Consider the following 19,576-nt stretch of genomic DNA (forward strand, 5'->3'; position numbering starts at 1 on the left):
TCCGCGCGACCCCGCGTCTGCACACAATCTAGTGCCGACAGCGCCCTCGCGCCCGCCGTCGGTGCCCGCGCGGAAGGCCCGGGGTGCTCACTTGAGTCCGTTCTCGTAGGCGAAGACGACCGCCTGGGCGCGATCGCGCAACGACAACTTGGTCAGGACGCTGCTCACATGGGTTTTCACGGTTTGTTCGGCGACGAACAGGTCGGTGGCGATCTCCTGGTTCGACTTGCCGTCGGCGACGAGATCGAGCACCTCACGCTCTCGAGGTGTCAACGCCTCGATCGCCCGATCCGAACGCGGACGGGTCCGGCGCCCGGTGACCTCACGGATGAGGCGGCGGGTGATCGACGGCGCCAGCAGCGCCTCGCCCGCGGCGACCACCCGAACCGCCCGGACGAGTTCGTCGGCGGGGGCGTCCTTCAACAAGAAACCCGATGCACCGATCCGCAACGCCTCGTAGACATAGTCGTCGATGTCGAAGGTGGTCAACATCAGGACCTTCGTGCGGCCTGCGACGCCGTCGGCGGGTAGTTGCACCTCGTCGGCGCCGCGCGCACCGAGAATCTGTGCGGCCGCCCACAACCCGTCGCGGCGCGGCATCCGCACATCCATCAGGACCACATCGGGATGAACCCGCCGACACAACTCCACGGCCTCAATGCCGTCGGCGGCCTCACCGAGCACCGACAGGTCGGGTTGCGCGGCGAGCAGGGCCGAGAATCCCTGACGGACCATCGCCTGGTCATCGGCGACGACGAGCGTGATCGGCACGGCGGCAACGCTACCCGTTGGCGGGGAGCCCCGGCACCGCACCACGCGACTCCGCGAGCGACGACATCACCGGAGTCCGTGCCGAAGCGGGGATGTGGGCGCGCACCGCGAATCCGCCGTCGGATGTGGGTGTGGCGGTCAGGGATCCGGCCACCGCCCGCGCCCGGTCGCCCATGCCCGCGATACCCACCCCGGCCCCGGACAGGTGCAGGGGAGGTTCGGTCGGGGCGGTGTTGACGACGCTGACCTGTGCGGCGGGGCCCGCGTACGGCTCGCCGACGGCCGGGGTCAGACGCACCTCGATGACGCCGCCCGGCGCGTGCCGCGTCGCGTTGGCCAGGCATTCCTGGACGATGCGATAGATCACCAGCGCCGACGACTCGGCGAACACCGGGTGGTCTAGTTCGTCGGTGAAGTCGATCCGCGCGCCTGCCCGACGGGTCTGGCTGATCAACGCGTCGATGTCGGCGAGGCCGGGGCTCGGGGCGGGCGCCGCCTCCCCAACGTCACCGGCTCCCGACACCCGAAGGACGCCGAGCAATTGCCGCACCTCGTCGAGTGAGGTGCGCGCGGCCTGCGCGATCGCCTCGAACTCGGCCGCGCAGACGTCGTCGACGTCGGGCAGCCGGTACCGCGCGGTCTGGGCCATCACGACGACCATCGACATGCGATGTGCCACAACGTCGTGCAGGTCTCGCGCGATCCGGGCACGTTCCTGCAGCACCGCACTGGTCGACTCGGCGACCTTGGTCTCCTCGGTGCGCACGGCGAGTTGCCTGCGCGAGGTGAGCAGCCCGCGCAACAGTGCCACGACGACGACCATGAAGGTCAGCCCGACCACCCAGCCGACCCGCGCGCCCGACGGTGCCGCGAACGCCATCACCAGCGACGCACAGATCCACACCGGCGCGAGCAACCGCAACGGGCAGCGTAGGTACGCCATGAACGTCAGGATCAGGAACGCGATGATGTGGGTGACCTGGATCGTCCACGGCCACCCCGGCGCCGCGGGGATGAACAGCCCGATGAGCTGCACCCCGATCACCGAGATCGCCCAGCCCAGCATCGGCGCACTCCACGCCAACGCTACCGGCCATGCCACCACCGCCGCCAGGATCGGCCAGGCGTACGCCGGAACATCCAGTGTCAGAGGCATTGTCGGCCATGAAACGGCGAACAGCACCCCCGCGAAGATCGCGAAGAACCAGTTGCCCGGAGACCGGACCCAGGCACGTACACCCGGGTGCGCGACCACCGGTAACGCGCGCAGTTCATTGACGGCCGCGGTGCGTGCCGCTCGGACCATCCGTCCCATCATGTGATCACCTCGACCTCCACGCTAGGCGGCGTATCGGTCGAAGTCCTCATACTGCGGAGCGGAATTCGCACGCTACCCGAGAGCCAGACCGGACCACCATCACCCTCTGCGGAGCCGACACCGGTCGGCTCGCGCGGGCGATGTGCCCGCGTGAACGTCGTTCCTAGCGTCAACGACATGACTTCTGACGATGCTCGACGAACACTGCGGCGACGTTGCTTGCGTCCGGTGATGTGGATTCTGATCGGCCTGACCGTGATGGTGTTGCACGTGATGGCTGCCGGAAGGGCATCGGCGGTGTTCGATTACTCCCCGACCGACGCCACCGCCGCCGAACAGACGGTTCGCGCGCTCGTCGGCCCCCATCCGGAGAGCGTGCAGCGTGTTCTCCCCACCGATTTCGCGGCCGTCATGGGTTATCGCCCAGTGCTCGACAGCGGCTACCCGGCCAACCCCGACGGCGGCTGCTCATCGCCCATCCCCCTGCCCGATCGGTTCGAACCTGCCTGCCGCACACACGATTTCGGCTATGACCTGCTGCGCTACGCGCAGCGCGCCGGTCACCCGCTGGGCCCGTGGGCCCGACCGGCCCTCGATCACATGCTCATCGAGCGGATGCACGCGGCGTGCCACGATCCCGTCTGTACGGCCGCCGCCGAGCTCAGCTGCGCCGGCCTGGCCCTGAACACGTGGCGGCAGTACTCCGGCCCGCCGGCACCGTCGGAGTCGATGACGACGATTACGGCGTCGACCGCCGTTCGGGTCATCGCCGAGATGGGTGGCCACAGCGGGGTGACGCGATGATCACCGCCGTCGTCACCGTCACACCGCATCAACGAGCGCTCGTTCGACGAGCACTGGGCCGGCTCGCCCCACCGGGTTCGCTCACCGTGCTCGGCGGGCTCATCGGCGCGCTCGTCGCCTTGTGGCCGGGCTCGTTGCCACGAGATGTCGTCACCGCAGCCGTCCTGAATGGCGTGTGCGTGGCGGTGATGACCGCGGTGGGTCGTGCGCTCGGGTCGGCACGGCCCGAACGGCTCATCATCTCATGGGCGCTCTACGCTCTCGCGGTCGCAGTCCTGGTGGCCGGGTCAATCGCAAACACCCTGTGGCAGAACATTCTCCGCAGTGATGTCGGAATCGCAGGCGTGGGGTCGGCATACCCTGCGGCGCTGACCGCGGCCGGGTGTGCGGGATTCGTCGCGGTCGCATGGTTCGGGCGCCGCGCTGCGATGGCGGCAACCGCAGCGCTCGCCACGGTCGTACTGTTTGCCATGCACGCGACCTCGGCAGCCGCCGCGACCGATGCCACTGCCACGGCCGCCGACATCGACCGCGCGGCAACCCTTCTCACCGATTCGTGGGTTCGCGAGGGCGGTGTGCACCGTGGCGCGGTGGTGATCGCGGTACCCACCGGATCGGGGTGGGTCGACCCGCAGGCGACGACGGCGATTCGCGCACGCCTGCACGACGATGTGGAGTTCTTGTCGTTGCCGTACGCATCGGCGTCGTCCTGGCGGGTCTTCGTCTCCGACCGAGGCTCGGCCGCGACGGCGACCGTGGCCCTGCTACGCCACGTCCTCGACGCCCGCGAGTCACTGCCACCGGGCGTCCCTCGACCGCGGGTCTACCTCTACGGACAGAGCCTGGGCGCCCTCGGCGCCGACCGTGCGCGGGAGTGGGCGCAGGCCAGTCATCCCGGTGCGGTGGCGGGCACGGTGCTGGCCGGGGTCCCCGCCGACACCGTCGATCCGCGGGGTGGCGGGTCGTCGCGCATCGTGTTCGCCAACGCGTCCGACCCGGTCACCCGATGGTCGACGGCAGCGGTGTGGCGCCCACCGACACGCCCAGTGCAGACCAGGATCGTCGGTGCGCGGATGCACAGCCCGCCGTGGCTGCCGGTGGTGTCGTTCGTGCAGACGTCGGTGGACCTACTCGGTGCACTCGACGGCCCCGTCGGGACCGGGCACCGCTACGGGCCCGAACAGGGCGCGCTGCCGTGATACCGAGCAGAGCTACGCGATCGGTCCACGGGCGGCTTCGTAGGCCGCCCCCACGCGGTAAAGCCGGTCGTCGGCGAGTGCCGGAGCCATAATCTGCAACCCGACGGGCAGCCCGTCGTCGGCCGAGACACCCGACGGCACCGACATCGCCGCGACACCGGCGAGGTTCACCGGAAGCGTCGCCAGGTCGAACAGATACATCGCGAGCGGATCGTCGACCTTCTCGCCGATCCGGAACGCGGTGGTCGGGGTGGTCGGTGAGACCAGGACGTCGACCTTGTCGAAAGCGGCGTCGAAGTCGGCGGCGATAAGGGTCCGCACCTTCTGCGCCTGGCCGTAATAGGCGTCGTAGTAGCCCGAGGACAGTGCGTAGGTCCCGATCATGATGCGACGCTTGACCTCCGGGCCGAAACCGGCTTCCCGGGTGAGGGCCATGACCTCTTCGGCACTGTGGTGGCCGTCGTCGCCGACGCGGAGTCCGTAGCGCATGGCGTCGAAGCGCGCGAGGTTGCTCGACACCTCGCTGGGCAGGATCAGGTAGTACGCACCGAGCGCATAGGTGAAGTGCGGGCACGACACCTCGACGACCTGCGCCCCGCGCGCGGTCAGCTCGACGACGGCCTGTTCGAAGGAGGCGAGTACCCCGGGCTGGTAGCCCTCCCCCTGCAGTTCACGGACGACGCCCACGCGCACTCCGCTCAGATCGCCGGCCGCACCGGCCTTCGCCGCGCCGACCACATCCGGGACGGGGGCGTCGATCGACGTGGAGTCACGCGGGTCGTGACCGGCGATGATCTCGTGGAGCAGTGCGGTGTCGAGCACGGTGCGCGCACACGGGCCACCCTGGTCGAGCGACGAGGCGCACGCGACGAGCCCGTACCGGGAGACCGTGCCGTAGGTCGGCTTGACGCCGACGGTGGCGGTGACCGCAGCGGGTTGGCGGATCGATCCACCGGTATCGGTGCCGATGGCCAGCGGGGCCTGGAACGAGGCGAGTGCCGCAGCACTACCGCCGCCCGAGCCGCCGGGAATCCTGGTGACGTCCCAGGGATTTCGCGTCACCTGGTAGGCGGAGTTCTCGGTGGAACTACCCATCGCGAACTCGTCCATGTTGGTCTTGCCGAGGATTGGCAGCCCGGCCGAGCGCAGTCGTTCGGTGACGGTCGCGTCGTACGGGGGCACCCAGCCTTCGAGGATCTTCGACCCGCAGGTGGTCGGCGCATCGGTGGTGGTGAAGACGTCCTTGAGGGCGATCGGTACACCGGCCAGTGGCGAGCTGGCCTCGCCCGCGGCGATGGCTTCGTCGGCAGCCTTGGCCGCCACCAGCGCTTGCGGACCATTGACATGCAGGAATGCGCCCAGCTGGTCGTCGATCTCGGCGATGCGATCGAGATGCGCCGAGGTCACCTCAACCGAGGAGACCTCGCCGGCGGCGATCTTGGCGCCCAGCTCCGCGGCGGTGAGGCCGGTGATCTCGGTGGACATACGGGTCGACGGCGCGCTCACTGTTCCTCCCCCAGGATCTGCGGGACCGCGAAACGATCCTGCTCGACGGCGGGCGCCCCGGACAGCGCCTGCTCGGTGGTCAGCCCCGGTACGGCCAGATCGGGACGCAGCACATTGGCCAGCGCCGCCGGATGGGCGGTCGGCGGCACGTCGTCGGCGGCCACCTCCGACACCTGCGCGACATGGGCGAGAATCGAATCGAGTTGCTGCGCATAGACATCGAGTTCGTCCTCGCTCAGCGCCAGCCGCGACAGTCGGGCCAGATGCGCAACCTCGTCGCGGGTGATCGCAGATCCGGTGGACGCGGACCCGGAGTCCGCAGACCCCGTGCTCGCGGACTCTGAGTCCCCTGCCATGTCGATTGTGTCCTTCCGTGCCGGATCTCGCCGGGCCCCATGCGTCATGGACCCGATGTCGCTGCGGCCGGTTGCCGACCGGCGACCCCACCAAGCCTAGGCCACGGTCAGCGCGGCCATCGCGCCAGGCGGGCAGTGATCCACGGCAAAAGCATGGACACCATCAGCGGGGTGCTGCTCGGCGTGGCGAGCGACGTCTTGAGCACCAACGGCAGATCACCGAGATGGGCAATCACCAGATGAGTGATCGACACCGACAACGGGAAGTATCCCAGCCAGCTGGTGATCGCTTGCGTCCAGCGCGGCGGCGGCACACCGAACACGCGGACCGCATGGGTCAGACGGGATTGCGGTTCGAACCATGCCCCGGTACCCGAGAGTCGATGCGTGGCGAATTCGACCGCCACGCCCCTCACCTCGCGCCGGCCATGCGCGGCGAACCGGAGTTCGGTCCCAGTCGTCGAGCGCCAGCCGGTCGGCGAACCGATAGACGACGGGGTACTCGACGGGATGTTGTGGCGACCGCAACCAGCCACCCCGGAGAAAATCGGGAGGTTCGTGCCGGCGCGATTCCGGCGTCGGTTCGGTCACCGTGCAGCGCCGCCGCATCGGGAAGTAATTAGATGGACGTAGGATCTCCTGGCGTGATCATCGTCACGAACAGGTGGCTCGCATGCTGCCGCACGTGCGCCCGCACCCAAGCACCGGCCGCCCGTCCTCGGCAGCCCCGCTGGGCCGGTGCGACAATGGCGGCCGTGTCCTACCTGCTTCGGGTGTACCTCCACGACCGGCCGGGAAGTCTCGGTCTACTTGCCGTCCAGCTCGGCTCGGTCGGCGCCGATATCTTGTCCCTCGAGGTCGTCGAGCGCGCGGACGGCTATGCCGTCGATGACCTCGTGGTCGAGGTGGCGCCCGGCTCACTGCCGGACACGCTGATCACCGCCGCAGAGAAGGTCAAGGGGGTCCGGGTGGACTCGATCCGCCCGTACTCCGGAGTGCTCGACACCCATCGCGAGCTGGAATTGGTCGATCAGGTTGCCACTGCACTCGACGACCGGCTGCAGGTACTGGTCGACAACGCGCCTCGCGTGCTGCGGGTGTCGTGGGCGACGGTGCTGACCCGGGCCGCGGGCGGTGTGCTGCAGTTGTTCGGCAGCTCCGGTGCGCCCGAGACGCATGCTTCAACCGTGGACTGGCTCCCGCTGCAGAGCGCTGTCCGACTCGACTCCGACGCCGACTGGGTACCCCAAGGTTGGCAGGAGATGGACACCCGGCTGGCGGCCGCCCCGCTCGGTGATGGATCGAAGGCAATCCTGTTGGGACGCATCGGCGGACCAGACTTCCGGCCGTCGGAGATCGCGCGTCTCGGTTATCTCGCGGGGATCGTGTCCACCGTGTTGCGCGCGGAGTCCTGAGCGTCCGTGTCCGAGAACACCATTCCGTCTGAGCACCAACCCGACGGATTGCCGACCGGCCAGGTAACTGCGACGACCGCCGGCCACCTCGACGCCCGGCGGGTCTGGCACCACCCCTCTCAAAGTCGACGACTCCACGCTACGAGCCGGAATGCCCAAGTGTCGTCGATGGGTATCGGATTCTGCTCGCGGACACCACGGTGGCGTCCAGGTGGCGTCCGCGTCGGTGACCGCGCCTGCGGGCCCGGCGCATGGCGACCGTGTGCCGGCCAGGTGGTTCACCGGGCCTGCAGTGTCTCCCCTCCAGGCACTGTGAGGGCCGCACACGGTCTCCGATATCCGGACCGCGATCTCAATGCGGCGCTGGCTCGCCCGTCTCGAGGAGGTGTTTGAAGCCGTCCTCGTCGAGGATGGGTACCCCGAGTTGTTCGGCCTTGTCGGCCTTGGCGCCGGGCGAATCCCCCACCACCACGAAGTCGGTCTTCTTCGACACCGATCCCGATGCCTTACCGCCGCGTTCCAGGATCGCTTCCTTGGCGCCGTCGCGCGAGAAATCCTGCAACGACCCGGTGACAACGATCGTCTTGCCCGCCAATGTTCGCTGGATCGACTCGTCTCGCTCATCCTCCATGGAAACGCCTGCTGCACGCCACTTCTCGACGATCAAGCGATGCCAGTCGACGGTGAACCAGTCGTGAATGCTCTGCGCGAGCGTGGGACCGACCCCCTCGACGGCTGCCAGTCGTTGCGGGTCGGCCTCCTCGATCGCCTGCAAGGAGCCGAATTCGGTCGCCAGCGCACGAGCGGTGGGCGGGCCGACGTGGCGGATCGACAGGCCGACGAGCACCCGCCACAGAGGCACCGCTTTCGCTTTGTGGAGATTGGCCAGCAGGCGCGTACCGTTCGCCGACAATGTGCCCTTCTTGGTGGTGAACAATGCGGTCTTGGCAAGATCATCTGCGTTGAGCGAGAACAGGTCTCCCTCATCGGTGATCACCCCCGCACCGAGCAGCGCGCCGGCCGCTTCGTACCCGAGGGCCTCGATGTCGAAGGCGCTGCGTCCGGCGAGGTGAAACAGTCGCTCACGCAGCTGCGCCGGGCACGACCGCGCGTTGGGACAACGGATGTCGGCGTCGCTGTCCTTCTCCGGCCGCAGCACCGAACTGCACTCAGGGCATGTGTCGGGCATCTCGAAGGCGTACTCACTGCCGTCACGCAAGTCAACCACGGGACCGAGGACCTCGGGGATCACTTCGCCGGCCTTACGGATGGTGACCGTGTCGCCGATGAGAACGCCCTTGCGCTTGACCTCCGACCCGTTGTGCAGGGTGGCCCGCGCCACCGTCGATCCGGCGACGAGCACCGGCGCGAGCACTGCGAACGGGGTGACCCGACCAGTGCGTCCGACGTTGACCTCGATTCCGAGGAGTTCGGTGGTGACCTCCTCGGGCGGGTACTTGTAGGCGATAGCCCAGCGGGGCGCGCGCGAGGTGGCACCGAGTCGGCGTTGCAGGGTGACGTCGTCGACTTTGACGACGATGCCGTCGATCTCGTGCTCGACGTCGTGGCGGTGCTCACCCCAGTAGTCGATCTTGTCGAGAATCGCCTCTGCGCCAACGAGCTTGGTGGTGTGCGAGGACACCGGCAGACCCCAGGCACCGAGCGCGAGATAAGCGTCATGCAGTGATCCCGGGCGCCACCCTTCGGTGTGGCCGATGCCGTGGCAGATCATCCGCAGCCGACGTCGCGCAGTGATCTGAGGATTCTTCTGTCGCAACGACCCCGCTGCGGAATTGCGCGGATTCGCGAACGGCTGCTTGCCGTCGGCCACCAACGAGGCGTTGAGGGTCTCGAAGTCCTCCACTCGGAAGAAGACCTCACCGCGTACTTCGAGAACGTGCGGTATCGGGTACTCGTCGGAGGCGGTCAGTCGTTGCGGGACATCGGTGATGGTGCGCGCGTTGAGGGTGACGTCTTCGCCGGTGCGACCGTCACCGCGCGTGGTTGCGTGATCGAGCACCCCGTCGCGGTACACCAACGCCAGCGCGACGCCGTCGATCTTGAGCTCGCACAGATACTCGGTTCCCGTGCCCACCTCGTCGGCCACCCGAGCGGCCCACGCTCGCATCTCGTCGGCGTCGAAGACGTTGTCCAGCGACAACATTCGCTCGAGATGGTCGACGGGCGTGAACGCGGTGGAGAAGCCTCCTCCGACAAGCTGGGTCGGCGAGTCGGCGGCGGCAAGCTCCGGATGTGCCTCCTCGAGTTCCTGCAGTTGCCGCAACAGCCGGTCGAACTCGCCGTCGGAGATGATCGGTGCGTCTTTGACGTAGTACCGGAATTGATGTTCGCGGATTTCCTCGGCCAATGTCGACCACTGTTCTCCGACGTCGGCGGACGGGCCGTCGTTTGCCACCTGATCTGCTTCTGCCACCCACCGAGAGTATCGAAACACCCCGACAGTTCTCCTCGAGCGTTCTGGCAGACAGGTACGCAGCGTACGATGCTGCTGACGTGGCCTCGAGGCCTCGTCGCTGGTGCTCCTGGGCACCTCGACTATCGGGATGTGCATCCTCCTGATGGTCATGTGGCCCGGCGGTCCCTGCTCTTCGGTGGTCGAGGTGTCACGAGGAGCGTGAGCGACGAGACTCGAGCGCCACCGGAGTTGTCCACGCTTCGAGGAGTCGACCCATGCCCCATCCGATCATGTTCGACGATGCCGACCCTTTCCTCATCCGTGTACGTGAAGTGGCTCTCGCATTCCCCGACTCCACCGAGGCGGTCGCGCACGGCCGACCAACATTCCGGTGCGGCAAGATGTTCGGCACCTACGGCGGCGGTGAGAAAGGGAGAATCCGCCACGAGCGCTCGGTGTTGTTCCTCGCCGACCCGGCCGAGCGTGCCGCACTCGCCGAGGATCGGCGGTTCTTCGTCCCCGCCTATTTCGGACCCGCAGGTTGGCTCGGCATACTTCTCGACGACGCCACCGACTGGATCGAGGTCGCCGAGTTACTCGACGCGAGCTACCGCCAGATCGCCCCGAAGCGGTCACTCGCTAAACTCGATGCCCGAGAATGCATGTGACCGCTCCGGCGACTATCACCACTACCAAGGCGGCGCGCGATGCCCATCGCGCAGACCGATCTCAGCGGCCAGCAAGGTCCCGCTGCACACGGTGACCACCCACCGCGCTCGGCGTGCCGCGGCGCGACTCCCACGTCATCGTTTCGGCGCAATGCCGGGCCTCGACGAGGCCGATCCCCCGGTAAGACCACAGCGTCGATCGGCGTGTCGGGGGCCGGCAGCGGGTACGCGGCGACATCGAGGCCGACACCGGAGGAGACCGGCCGATCCCCACCGACACCATCGAGCTCTCGTAACCTGCCAGCGCCACATCACGACCAGCATGCACCAGCGACGCCGAGGACCACCACTGATTACGTCACGGTCCATGGTGCCGAACGCCTGCGATGGCGTCCCGGACGAAGCTCCCATCAGGACACGCCCAGCCCGGCACCCTCGATCGGACGCAACCCCCGTCATGCGCCCACCGGAATCGTCCGTCCCAGTCCTGATCGCGATCATCGTGCGGACCGCGTTCGGTCCGGTATGCAGCAGCGTGCAGTTCGGCAAGTGAGCTGGCCAGCATCAAAGAAGTCGACTGAGGCGAGCACCTCACAGCGCGTCGGGATCAGCGGACAGCAACTCCCCGGCGCGTGCGCAGATGCTCAGCGCGGTGCGCGCCCAGTCCGGGGACGCTCCGGCCAGCCCACATGTCGGGGTGACGATCACGTTGTCCGACAGCACTTTTCGGCCCAGGCCGATGCGGTCGACCAACTCGGCGAGGGTGGTCGCGACCGTCTCGGCATGGATGGCGGAGTCTGCGTGGCCGCCCGGCAGGACCCCGGCGACGAGAACATCGCCGCGGTCGATCAGGCCGCCGATCCCATCGAGTGCCGCGGTGTCCGCAGATCCGATGCCCGTGACGTCGATGCTGTACGCCACATCCGGGAGTGCGTGCACGAGATCCCATCTCGGCGCGCCGCAGTTGTGCACGATCACCGGTACGTCGAGGCGCTCACGCACCGAGCGCAAGGCCTCGGCGACGTCGGCGACCGGGACCGGCGGGATGACGTCGAGCCGGGTCAGTGGCGGCACCCGACCGTCGATCACGGTCCCCACCATCGGCTCGTCGAGCTGCACGATCACCGAGGCACCCAGCCGGCGACGGATCTCGCCGACCAACCCGGCGAGCCCCTCGGCACCGGACTCGACGAGATCGCGCAGCGCACCCCGATCGCGAATGGCTTTGTGCCCGTTGACGAGTTCGATGGAGGCGGCCAACGTGAACGGCCCGGCGACCGCGACCTTCACCGGCCGTCCGGTGCCGATGAAACCGGCAGCATCCCAGATCTCCTCGATCGCGTCGAGATCCGCGGCGAGGAACCCACGGGCACGTCGCGCCACCGAGGAGCCACGGGCGCCGAGCCGGTAACCCCAGGTGGCCGAGTCAATCGGGAGGTCGACGAGCACCGCGGCCATCCGCCCGATCATGTCCGCACCGATTCCGCGAGCCGGCAACTCGGCGAGATGGGCGAAGTCGAGTTCGCCGTTGATGATCCTCGCCGCCTCGCGCGGATCGGTGCCCGGCATCGAACCGACACCCGTTCCCACCCCGGTGGGCAGATCGGTCATCGGTCTACTCGGCGAGCGACGCCGACACCGGTCGGGCCGCAGATCCCGGGCGCGACGACGTGGAAGCGATTCGGCCCGAACCGAGTACGAGATCACCGTAGTCGGGATCGGGGAGATACAGCACCGCGGCCTGCCCACGCGCGACACCGGTCAACGGCTCGCCCAGCGCGATCTCGATGCAGGGACCGTCGGGGCCCTCAACCGGGGTGGCCACCGCGGGAGCCAGCCCGCCGTGCGCGCGCACCTGAACGATCACCTCGACGGGGCCCTCGGGCGCATCTCCGGAGGTCCACACCGCGTTGCGGGTACGTATCGAATGCACCTGCAGATGCTCCTCGGAGCCCACGGCGACCGTGCCGGTCTCGGGATCGATGTCGGTGACATAGCGCGGACGACCGTCGACTGCGGGCGCCTCGATACCGAGTCCCTTGCGTTGGCCGATCGTGAAGCCGTGCACCCCGTCGTGATCGGCCAACCGCTCACCGGTCCCGGCGTCGACGACCGCACCCGGCCGCACGCCGATGCGTGCGCCGAGAAAAGCACGGGTGTCCCCGGTGGGGATGAAGCAGATGTCATGCGAATCCGGCTTGGCGGCCACCGACAATCCCCGTCGCGCGGCCTCGGCACGGATCGCGGGTTTGGGCGTGTCGCCGACCGGGAACATCGCACGGTCGAGCTGGTCCCGGGTGAGCACAGCCAGGACGTAGGACTGGTCCTTGTCCGGATCGACGGCCCGACGCAGCTGTCCTCCGGACAGGCGCGCGTAGTGGCCGGTGGCCAGCGCGTCGAAGCCCAGGGCCATCGCCTTGTCGGCCAGCGCCGCGAATTTGATCTTCTCGTTGCAGGTCAGGCACGGATTCGGGGTCTGACCCGCGGCGTAGGCGGCGACGAACTCGTCGATGACGTCGTCCTTGAAGCGATCGGCGAAGTCCCACACGTAGAACGGGATTCCCAGGACGTCGGCGGCGCGGCGGGCATCGTCGGCGTCTTCACGTGAACAGCACCCCCGCGAGCCGGTGCGCAGGGCGCCCGGAGCGGTCGACAGCGCAAGATGCACGCCGACGACGTCGTGACCGGCGTCGACGGCACGCGCGGCGGCAACCGCCGAGTCGACGCCTCCGCTCATGGCTGCCAGGACTCGCATCACTGTGTCCGTCCGCCGGGCGCCGACACCAGTCCGGCAACGCGGGCACGCTCGACCACCTCGCCGATGATGTCGGCGACGGTCTCGATGTCCGAACGGGTCGTGCTCGGGGCCAACGAGAACCGCAGGGAGCCGCGGGCCTCGGCCATGTTCAGACCCATTGCCAACAGGACGTGGCTGGCCTGCGCGACGCCCGCCGTACACGCCGAACCGGTCGAGCACTCGACGCCGTTGGCGTCGAGCAGCATCAGCATCGAATCCCCTTCGCATCCTTCGAAGGACACGTGGACGTTACCCGGAAGCCGACGCTCGTCGCGCGGTCCGTTGGCGAACGTGCCGGGAATGTCGAGGATGGTGGCGAACAATTCGTCGCGCAGTGCGGCGACCGCGACCATCGATTCGGGTAGCTCGGCGGTGGCGATCCGCAGGGCAGTTGCCATTCCGACGGCCGCAGCGACCGACTGTGTGCCCGAGCGGACATCGCGCTCGTGGCCTCCGCCGTGGGCCAGCGGCACACACGCCACGTCGCGGCCGAGTAGTAGTGCGCCGACACCCTGCGGACCGCCGAATTTGTGGGCGGCCACACTCAAAGCCGACAACCCACTCGCCCCGAAGTCGACGGGGATGTGCCCGACGGCCTGCACCGCGTCGGAGTGCATGGGGATGCCGAACTCGGTGGCGATCGCGACCAGCTCGGCGATCGGTTCGATCGTCCCGACCTCGTTGTTGGCCCACATGATCGACACCAGGGCGGTCTCGTCAGCGTGCGCGGCGAGTTCGGCGCGCAATGCGGCAGGCGAGACGAACCCTGCGTCGTCGACTGGCAAGACGACCAGTTCGGCGCCCTGCGTGGCCAGCCATTGCGCCGAGTCGACGATCGCGTGGTGCTCGATGGACGAGATGACGACCCGACGGCGTCGGTCATCGGTCTGACGTCGCGCCCAGTAGATTCCCTTGACCGCAAGGTTGTCTGCCTCGGTACCCCCGCTGGTAAAGATCACCTCCGACGGCCGCGCACCGAGCGAGGCCGCGATCGTCTCCCTGGCCTCCTCGAGCAGACGCCGCGCCCACCGACCAGCCCCGTGCAGCGACGAGGCGTTGCCGGGCTGGGCGTAGACGGCGTTCATCGCCTCGATGGCCTCGGGCAGCATCAAGGTCGAGGCGGCGTGATCGAGGTAGACGGGGGCTCGGGTGGGCGTGGACATGTCATTGCCAAGGATAGACGCGCGCGGGGGCCCCACCAATTCCACATCGGCCCGATATTCTCGACGACCCGAGATTCTCAACGCGCCGCGTCCCCTCGCGCGGATACCCCGAGACGCTCAGCACCTCCCCGATGTGGAGAACATGGTGAAGATCGTGGCAGGCCGAAAGCGCGGTAAAGCCAGGCGAAGGTGTCCTCGTCATACACCGTGCGCACAGCATCGGCGGACGCCGCGAGCATCGCGCTCGGTGTCATTGCCTCGGCACGTTCTTTCCGAGTCTCTTGGTCAGCTTCGTCGAGGATGACAGCGTGCCGATGCTGCAGCGGCCCCTTCCGGCCCGGGAGACAGCAGTGTCAGACCACGCACAGCCGTTAAGACCTCATATGTGTTGGTTGATCCCTGATGCCGGATAGACGCCTCGTCACTTCGCGACGCCGATCCGATCAGCTGTTCACAGCGCGCGGCCATCGTCCGTCGATCGCCCACGGGCAGCTGAGGTTCGTAGAGACTGACCTCGACCGCGACGGCCCGCATCCGCAGCACCCGGGCAAGGGTGTCCGCCGGCCCGTCGTCGCCGATGAAACCCGGTTCGGCCGTGGGGATTCCGGCGGCGCTGAAGGCGATACCGATGGGCAGGATCGGAACCCCCGCATCGAGGGCCGATTGGAAAAAGGCCGGCCGGAACCCGCCCTGCGCGCGGCCGCACCATGTGGTGCCCTCCGGGAAGACCGCCACCGACGAATCCCGTTCGAGCCCGGCGACGGCCTCGGAGATCACCGTCGGCAGCGTCCGCAGCGAACCGCGGTCGATAGAGATGACGCCCAAACGCCGCGCGAGCGTCGAGATCCCAGGCATCGCGGCGACCTCGGACTTGGCGACGAAGTGTGCTGGCTGCACCACCGCGATCGCCAGGATGTCCAGATACGAGATGTGGTTGGCAACGATCAGTCCGCGGGCGCGCGATGGAAACGGTCGGCGATCGTCGATGGTGACACGTATTCCAATGGCGCGCAGCAGCTCTCGCGCCGCCCACCGCAGGTAGGCGCGGCGCACCAGCCGGGGTGTCACCGTGGCCATCAGCCCCACGAGTCCGATCATCACGGCCGTGGCCACCAGACGCGCGATCCGCAGGGCCACCACGATCCGCCCGACCCGCGGCCCGGCGTCGTCAAGACAGTGCGACCCGCAGGGGCTCGTCGGATACCACGCGTGTTTCACCTCGACCTCGGTATGCGCCGGGGTGCTCACCAGTCCGGCGGACTGGTCGAGTTCGGGCGAAGCGGCGGGGTGGGACTCCGCGGTACCCGGTTCTGTCCGCGGGTCCTCAAACGTGGCCCGAACGCCGACCGCCGCGGTCACGCCGCGCCGCCGAGCCGAACGACAGTGTCGCGGAGCCGGTCGAGATAGCGAAGGTTGGCACAGTCGAGATCCAGCACCGTCGGGAAATCACCGACGTCGAAAGCCGGGTCGACCGCCGGGTCGCCGCACACCCGCGCACCGAGACGCAGGTAGGCGCGCATCAGCGGTGGAAGCACGACCCTATCCGGCGCAGGGATAGCGTCGAGCGCCACGCCGTCGACCCGTGGACTCTCGTGCGGGAGCACCCGCCACCGCGCGCGGTAACGCTGGTTGAGTTCGTCCCTCGCGCCGCGCAGCGCGCTACCTCGAGCCGCACCATCGACGTCCGGACCGCCGAGCGGCATTGACACCGACCCCATCAGATATCGGTAGCCCGACTCCTGCAGGTAGCGCAGGATCGACGCCCACATCAACGCGGTGACCGACCCGTCCCGGTGTCCGGTCGCCACGCAGGCGCGGCCCATCTCAACGGTCATCGAGGCGATCTCGTCCAGTGCGGTCAGGTCGAACTCGGTGGAGCTGTACCAGCCGCCGGCGGCAATGGCGCGCGGCGGCGGCAATAACCGGGCGCAGCCGATGATGCCGTGTTCGGCGTGCCGGGCCAGCAGATGTTCACAGTGGTCGTCGAAGTGGTCTGCGTCGAGGCGGGATTCGGCGTCGCCGATGTCATCGGAGAATCCCGGTTCAGCGGCGAAGACCTCGAACCGGAAGCGCTGGGCGGCCGCGATGTCGGCCGGGTCGTCGGTGAGCACGATCCGCAACGGCCCCGCGTGCACCAGGGTACGGCGGGACAAGCCACGGTCGGTGCAGGTCGCAGCGGTAACAGGTCCAGATGTCATACCTGAGATGAAAGCCAGACCGGGCATCGTGAGTGCGACGGCTGGTCGTCGTGTCGGTGCTGGTCGGGTGAACACGTCCAGCGTGGCCGACAGTAGCGTGAACTCTACGCAAACACCGACAGCGCCCCCGGGAGATCGGACATCCCGGGGGCGCTGTCGGTGACGCAGGAGGCGACTACTTGCGCTTCTTGACCTCTTCGGTCAGCTGCGGGGCGACGTTGAACAGGTCGCCGACGATGCCGAAGTCCGAGATCTCGAAGATCGGGGCCTCTTCGTCCTTGTTGACCGCGACGATGGTCTTCGAGGTCTGCATGCCCGCACGATGCTGGATGGCACCGGAGATACCCAGGGCAACGTAGAGCTGAGGCGAGACTGTCTTACCGGTCTGACCGACCTGGAACTGACCCGGGTAGTAGCCGGAGTCGACGGCGGCACGCGAGGCACCCACAGCAGCACCGAGCGAGTCGGCGAGTTCCTCGACCACCGAGAACTTGTCGGCACTGCCGACACCGCGGCCACCGGAGACCACGATCGAGGCCTCGGTCAGTTCCGGACGATCGCCACCGACGTTGGCCTCGACCTTGGTGATCTTCACAGCGTTCTCCGCCTGCGCGGGAACCTCGACGTCGACGCGCTCGCCGGCACCGGCCTGCGGAGCCGCCTCGACACCACCCGGACGGACCGAGAACACCGGCACATCGCCCTTGGCCTGGGCCTCGACGGTGAACGCGCCACCGAAGATCGAGTGAATACCGATACCGCCCTCCTTGACGTCGATGACGTCGGCGAGCACGCCCGATCCCAACCGCACGGCCAGGCGTCCGGCGATTTCCTTGCCGTCGGCGGTGGCCGCCACGAGGATGCCGGCCGGCGACGCCGACTCGGCGATCGAGGCGAGCACGTCGACCTGCGGGCTGATCAGGTAGGTCGCGGCGTCCTCGGACTCGGCGACGTAGACCTTCTCCGCACCGGCTTCTTTGAGGCCGTCGATGATACCGTCGGCCTTGCCGGGCGCGCCGACCACGACGGCCGACGGAGCACCCAATGCGCGGGCGGCGGTGATGAGTTCGCTGGTCACCTTCTTCAGGGCGCCCTCGGCGTCCTGCTCGACCAGAACGAGAACTTCTGCCATTTTCGTTTACTCCTGGATGTATGTGGGACCCTGCGAAATTCGCTACCGGTTCAGGCCGGTGAGCAAGTTCGCGGGCACGGGTGGTGGTCTGCGGCCGGTGCTAGATGATCTTCTGCGCGACCAGGTACTCGGCCACCTTCACGCCACCGTCGCCCTCGTCGGCGACCCGCTCACCCGCGGTCTTCGGCGGCTTCGGGGTGGAGTTGGTGACCTCTGAGCCCGCGTTGGCCCGACCTACCTCGTCGGCCTCGACGTCGATCTCGGCCAGTCCGACGACCTGGACCTCTTTCTTCTTTGCGGCCATAATGCCCTTGAAGGAGGGGAAACGCGGCTCGTTGATCTTCTCGTTGACGCTGACGATCGCCGGCAGATCAGCGGTGATGTGATAAATGCCGTCGTCGGTCTCGCGCTCGCCGGTCAGGGTCTCGCCCTCCAGCGTGAGCTTGCGCAGATGCGTCAGGTGCGGGAGCTCGAGGTACTCGGCGATCATGGCCGGGATCGCGCCTACGCGACCATCGGTGGCCTCGTTGCCGGCGATGACGAGTTCGACACCCTCAACGGTGCCCAACGCACGGGCGAGCACGTAGGCGGTCTGCACCGCATCCGAGCCGTGCAAGGCGTCGTCTTTGATGTGTATGGCTTTGTCAGCACCCATCGACAGCGCCTTGCGGATCGCCTCGGTCGCCCGCTCCGGACCGGCCGTCAGCACCGTCACCTCGCCGCCGTTGGCTTCCTTGATCTGCAGCGCTTCTTCGACCGCACGCTCATTGATCTCATCGAGTACCGCATCGGCGGCCTCACGATCGAGGGTGTAATCGCCGTCAGAGAGCTTGCGCTCGGACCAGGTGTCAGGGACCTGCTTGATAAGAACGACAATATTTGTCATGGGTCTTCGTCGACCTCCTGCGTCGGGTTTGGCAACTTACCGGCGGGTAAGGCCATCGGTCTTCCCCACTTTAGCCCGTCCTATTATCGGGCAGAACATCGACTAGCTCACAAAATGGACGGGGGACTATTGTCGTGCGGATGACCGACGTACACCGGGATGTGCCACCCGGCACGCCGCGGACCCTGACATCGGACGAACAGCTAGCCCTCACCGGGGAGCGCACGGTCCCCGGTATTCCCGCGGAGAACTACTGGTTCCGTCGTCACGAGGTCGCCTATGCCCACATCGTCGGTAGGTGTGCCGGGCGCCGGGTCCTCGAGGCCGGCTCCGGAGAGGGGTACGGTGCGGCAATGCTCGCAGACGCCGGCGCGCGGGTCACCTGCGTGGACTACGACGAGTCGGCCGTCGCCCACACGCGTCGTCGGTATCGGCAGGTGGAGGTCCGGCAGGGAAATCTGATCGACCTACCCCTGCCCGACGGGTCGGTGGACGTGGTGGTCAACTTCCAGGTGATCGAACACCTGTGGGATCAGCCGGCCTTCCTCACCGAATGCGCGCGTGTCCTGCGACCAGGCGGCGAACTGCTCATCTCCACTCCCAACCGGATCACCTTCTCCCCGGGCCGCGACACCCCCCTCAACCCGTTCCACACCCGCGAACTCAACGCCGCCGAATTGAGCGGATTACTCGCCGACGCCGGTTTCACCCTCACCTCGATGCTCGGCGTCCATCACGGCGAACGGCTCGCGGGTCTCGATCGCAAGTGGGGCGGTTCGCTCATCGACGCACAGATCGAACGTGCCCTCGCCGGCCAACCCTGGCCCGAGGACCTGATCGCTGACGTCGCCAGGATCGGCGCGGAGGACTTCGACATCCGTGACGCAGACGACGCCGGGATCGACGCCAGTCTGGATCTGCTCGCGATCGCGATGCGGCCCTAGCGC

18 protein-coding genes are annotated in these 19,576 nt (G+C 67.8%); 5 read left to right on the forward strand and 13 right to left on the reverse strand.

What is annotated here, in order from left to right; all coding sequences use genetic code 11:
- Positions 1-87 precede the first annotated feature (87 nt).
- Both EF294_RS09440 and EF294_RS09445 read right to left on the reverse strand, forming a co-directional pair.
- Complete coding sequence (locus tag EF294_RS09440; protein ID WP_123928679.1) at positions 88-771, reverse strand: LuxR C-terminal-related transcriptional regulator; 684 nt, start codon at positions 769-771, stop codon at positions 88-90.
- A 10-nt stretch (positions 772-781) separates the two neighbouring features.
- The gene (locus EF294_RS09445; protein WP_123928682.1) at positions 782-2,089 is read right to left on the reverse strand and encodes a sensor histidine kinase; all 1,308 of its coding nucleotides are present in this window, start codon (positions 2,087-2,089) and stop codon (positions 782-784) included.
- A gap of 177 nt (positions 2,090-2,266) precedes the next feature.
- Here EF294_RS09445 and EF294_RS09450 point away from each other — a divergent pair, with 177 nt between their 5' ends.
- Positions 2,267-2,893, forward strand: a complete 627-nt coding sequence (locus EF294_RS09450; protein ID WP_246007770.1) for a phospholipase — start codon at positions 2,267-2,269, stop codon at positions 2,891-2,893.
- Positions 2,890-4,092, forward strand: coding sequence for an alpha/beta-hydrolase family protein (locus EF294_RS09455; protein WP_123928685.1), 1,203 nt, complete (start codon positions 2,890-2,892; stop codon positions 4,090-4,092). Before EF294_RS09450 ends, EF294_RS09455 begins: the two co-directional genes overlap by 4 nt.
- A gap of 12 nt (positions 4,093-4,104) precedes the next feature.
- Here the strand turns inward: EF294_RS09455 and gatA are convergent, their stop codons facing one another.
- From gatA to EF294_RS22020, 3 genes are all read right to left on the reverse strand, one after another.
- The gene (gene gatA / locus EF294_RS09460; protein WP_185091021.1) at positions 4,105-5,577 is read right to left on the reverse strand and encodes an Asp-tRNA(Asn)/Glu-tRNA(Gln) amidotransferase subunit GatA; all 1,473 of its coding nucleotides are present in this window, start codon (positions 5,575-5,577) and stop codon (positions 4,105-4,107) included.
- A 17-nt stretch (positions 5,578-5,594) separates the two neighbouring features.
- A complete protein-coding gene (gatC, locus tag EF294_RS09465) occupies positions 5,595-5,954 on the reverse strand; it encodes an Asp-tRNA(Asn)/Glu-tRNA(Gln) amidotransferase subunit GatC (RefSeq protein WP_123928691.1) in 360 nt (119 codons plus the stop codon).
- A gap of 107 nt (positions 5,955-6,061) precedes the next feature.
- A complete protein-coding gene (locus EF294_RS22020; protein ID WP_246007771.1) occupies positions 6,062-6,361 on the reverse strand; it encodes a putative antibiotic biosynthesis monooxygenase in 300 nt (99 codons plus the stop codon).
- Between the two features lie 339 nt (positions 6,362-6,700).
- On the opposite strand from EF294_RS22020, the gene EF294_RS09475 reads away from it, so the two are divergent.
- Positions 6,701-7,369 (forward strand): ACT domain-containing protein, encoded by a 669-nt coding sequence (locus EF294_RS09475; RefSeq protein ID WP_123928694.1) that lies wholly within the window; start codon positions 6,701-6,703, stop codon positions 7,367-7,369.
- Between the two features lie 352 nt (positions 7,370-7,721).
- Here the strand turns inward: EF294_RS09475 and ligA are convergent, their stop codons facing one another.
- Positions 7,722-9,803, reverse strand: coding sequence for an NAD-dependent DNA ligase LigA (gene ligA / locus EF294_RS09480; RefSeq protein WP_123928696.1), 2,082 nt, complete (start codon positions 9,801-9,803; stop codon positions 7,722-7,724).
- A 257-nt stretch (positions 9,804-10,060) separates the two neighbouring features.
- Here ligA and EF294_RS09485 point away from each other — a divergent pair, with 257 nt between their 5' ends.
- The gene (locus EF294_RS09485) at positions 10,061-10,453 is read left to right on the forward strand and encodes an MmcQ/YjbR family DNA-binding protein (RefSeq protein ID WP_123928699.1); all 393 of its coding nucleotides are present in this window, start codon (positions 10,061-10,063) and stop codon (positions 10,451-10,453) included.
- Between the two features lie 591 nt (positions 10,454-11,044).
- On the opposite strand, the gene EF294_RS09495 is transcribed toward EF294_RS09485, so the two are convergent.
- The 7 genes from EF294_RS09495 to EF294_RS09525 form a co-directional block, all read right to left on the reverse strand.
- Entirely contained in the window at positions 11,045-12,064 is a 1,020-nt protein-coding gene (locus EF294_RS09495; RefSeq protein ID WP_123928703.1) for a uroporphyrinogen decarboxylase/cobalamine-independent methonine synthase family protein, read from the reverse strand.
- A 4-nt stretch (positions 12,065-12,068) separates the two neighbouring features.
- Positions 12,069-13,208: a tRNA 2-thiouridine(34) synthase MnmA gene (mnmA, locus tag EF294_RS09500; RefSeq protein ID WP_185091015.1), complete on the reverse strand. Its 1,140-nt coding sequence runs from the start codon at positions 13,206-13,208 to the stop codon at positions 12,069-12,071.
- Positions 13,208-14,413 carry a cysteine desulfurase family protein gene (locus EF294_RS09505; RefSeq protein ID WP_123928709.1) on the reverse strand — a complete coding sequence of 402 codons (1,206 nt, stop codon included), beginning with the start codon at positions 14,411-14,413 and terminating at the stop codon, positions 13,208-13,210. The genes mnmA and EF294_RS09505 overlap by 1 nt, the downstream gene beginning before the upstream one ends.
- Positions 14,414-14,698: 285 nt before the next feature.
- Positions 14,699-15,772, reverse strand: coding sequence for a lysophospholipid acyltransferase family protein (locus EF294_RS09510; RefSeq protein WP_123928712.1), 1,074 nt, complete (start codon positions 15,770-15,772; stop codon positions 14,699-14,701).
- A complete protein-coding gene (locus EF294_RS09515; RefSeq protein WP_123928715.1) occupies positions 15,769-16,686 on the reverse strand; it encodes a GNAT family N-acetyltransferase in 918 nt (305 codons plus the stop codon). The genes EF294_RS09510 and EF294_RS09515 overlap by 4 nt, the downstream gene beginning before the upstream one ends.
- A 100-nt stretch (positions 16,687-16,786) precedes the next feature.
- Entirely contained in the window at positions 16,787-17,743 is a 957-nt protein-coding gene (locus tag EF294_RS09520; RefSeq protein ID WP_123928718.1) for an electron transfer flavoprotein subunit alpha/FixB family protein, read from the reverse strand.
- A gap of 100 nt (positions 17,744-17,843) precedes the next feature.
- Entirely contained in the window at positions 17,844-18,629 is a 786-nt protein-coding gene (locus EF294_RS09525; RefSeq protein WP_123928721.1) for an electron transfer flavoprotein subunit beta/FixA family protein, read from the reverse strand.
- Between the two features lie 140 nt (positions 18,630-18,769).
- On the opposite strand from EF294_RS09525, the gene EF294_RS09530 reads away from it, so the two are divergent.
- On the forward strand, positions 18,770-19,573 hold the full coding sequence (locus tag EF294_RS09530) for a class I SAM-dependent methyltransferase (RefSeq protein ID WP_246007772.1): 804 nt from the start codon (positions 18,770-18,772) through the stop codon (positions 19,571-19,573).
- The last annotated feature ends 3 nt before the right edge of the window (positions 19,574-19,576 follow it).

Origin of the sequence: Gordonia oryzae (genome assembly GCF_003797185.1) — a bacterium.
In the GTDB taxonomy this organism is placed as follows: Bacteria; Actinomycetota; Actinomycetes; order Mycobacteriales; family Mycobacteriaceae; genus Gordonia; species Gordonia oryzae.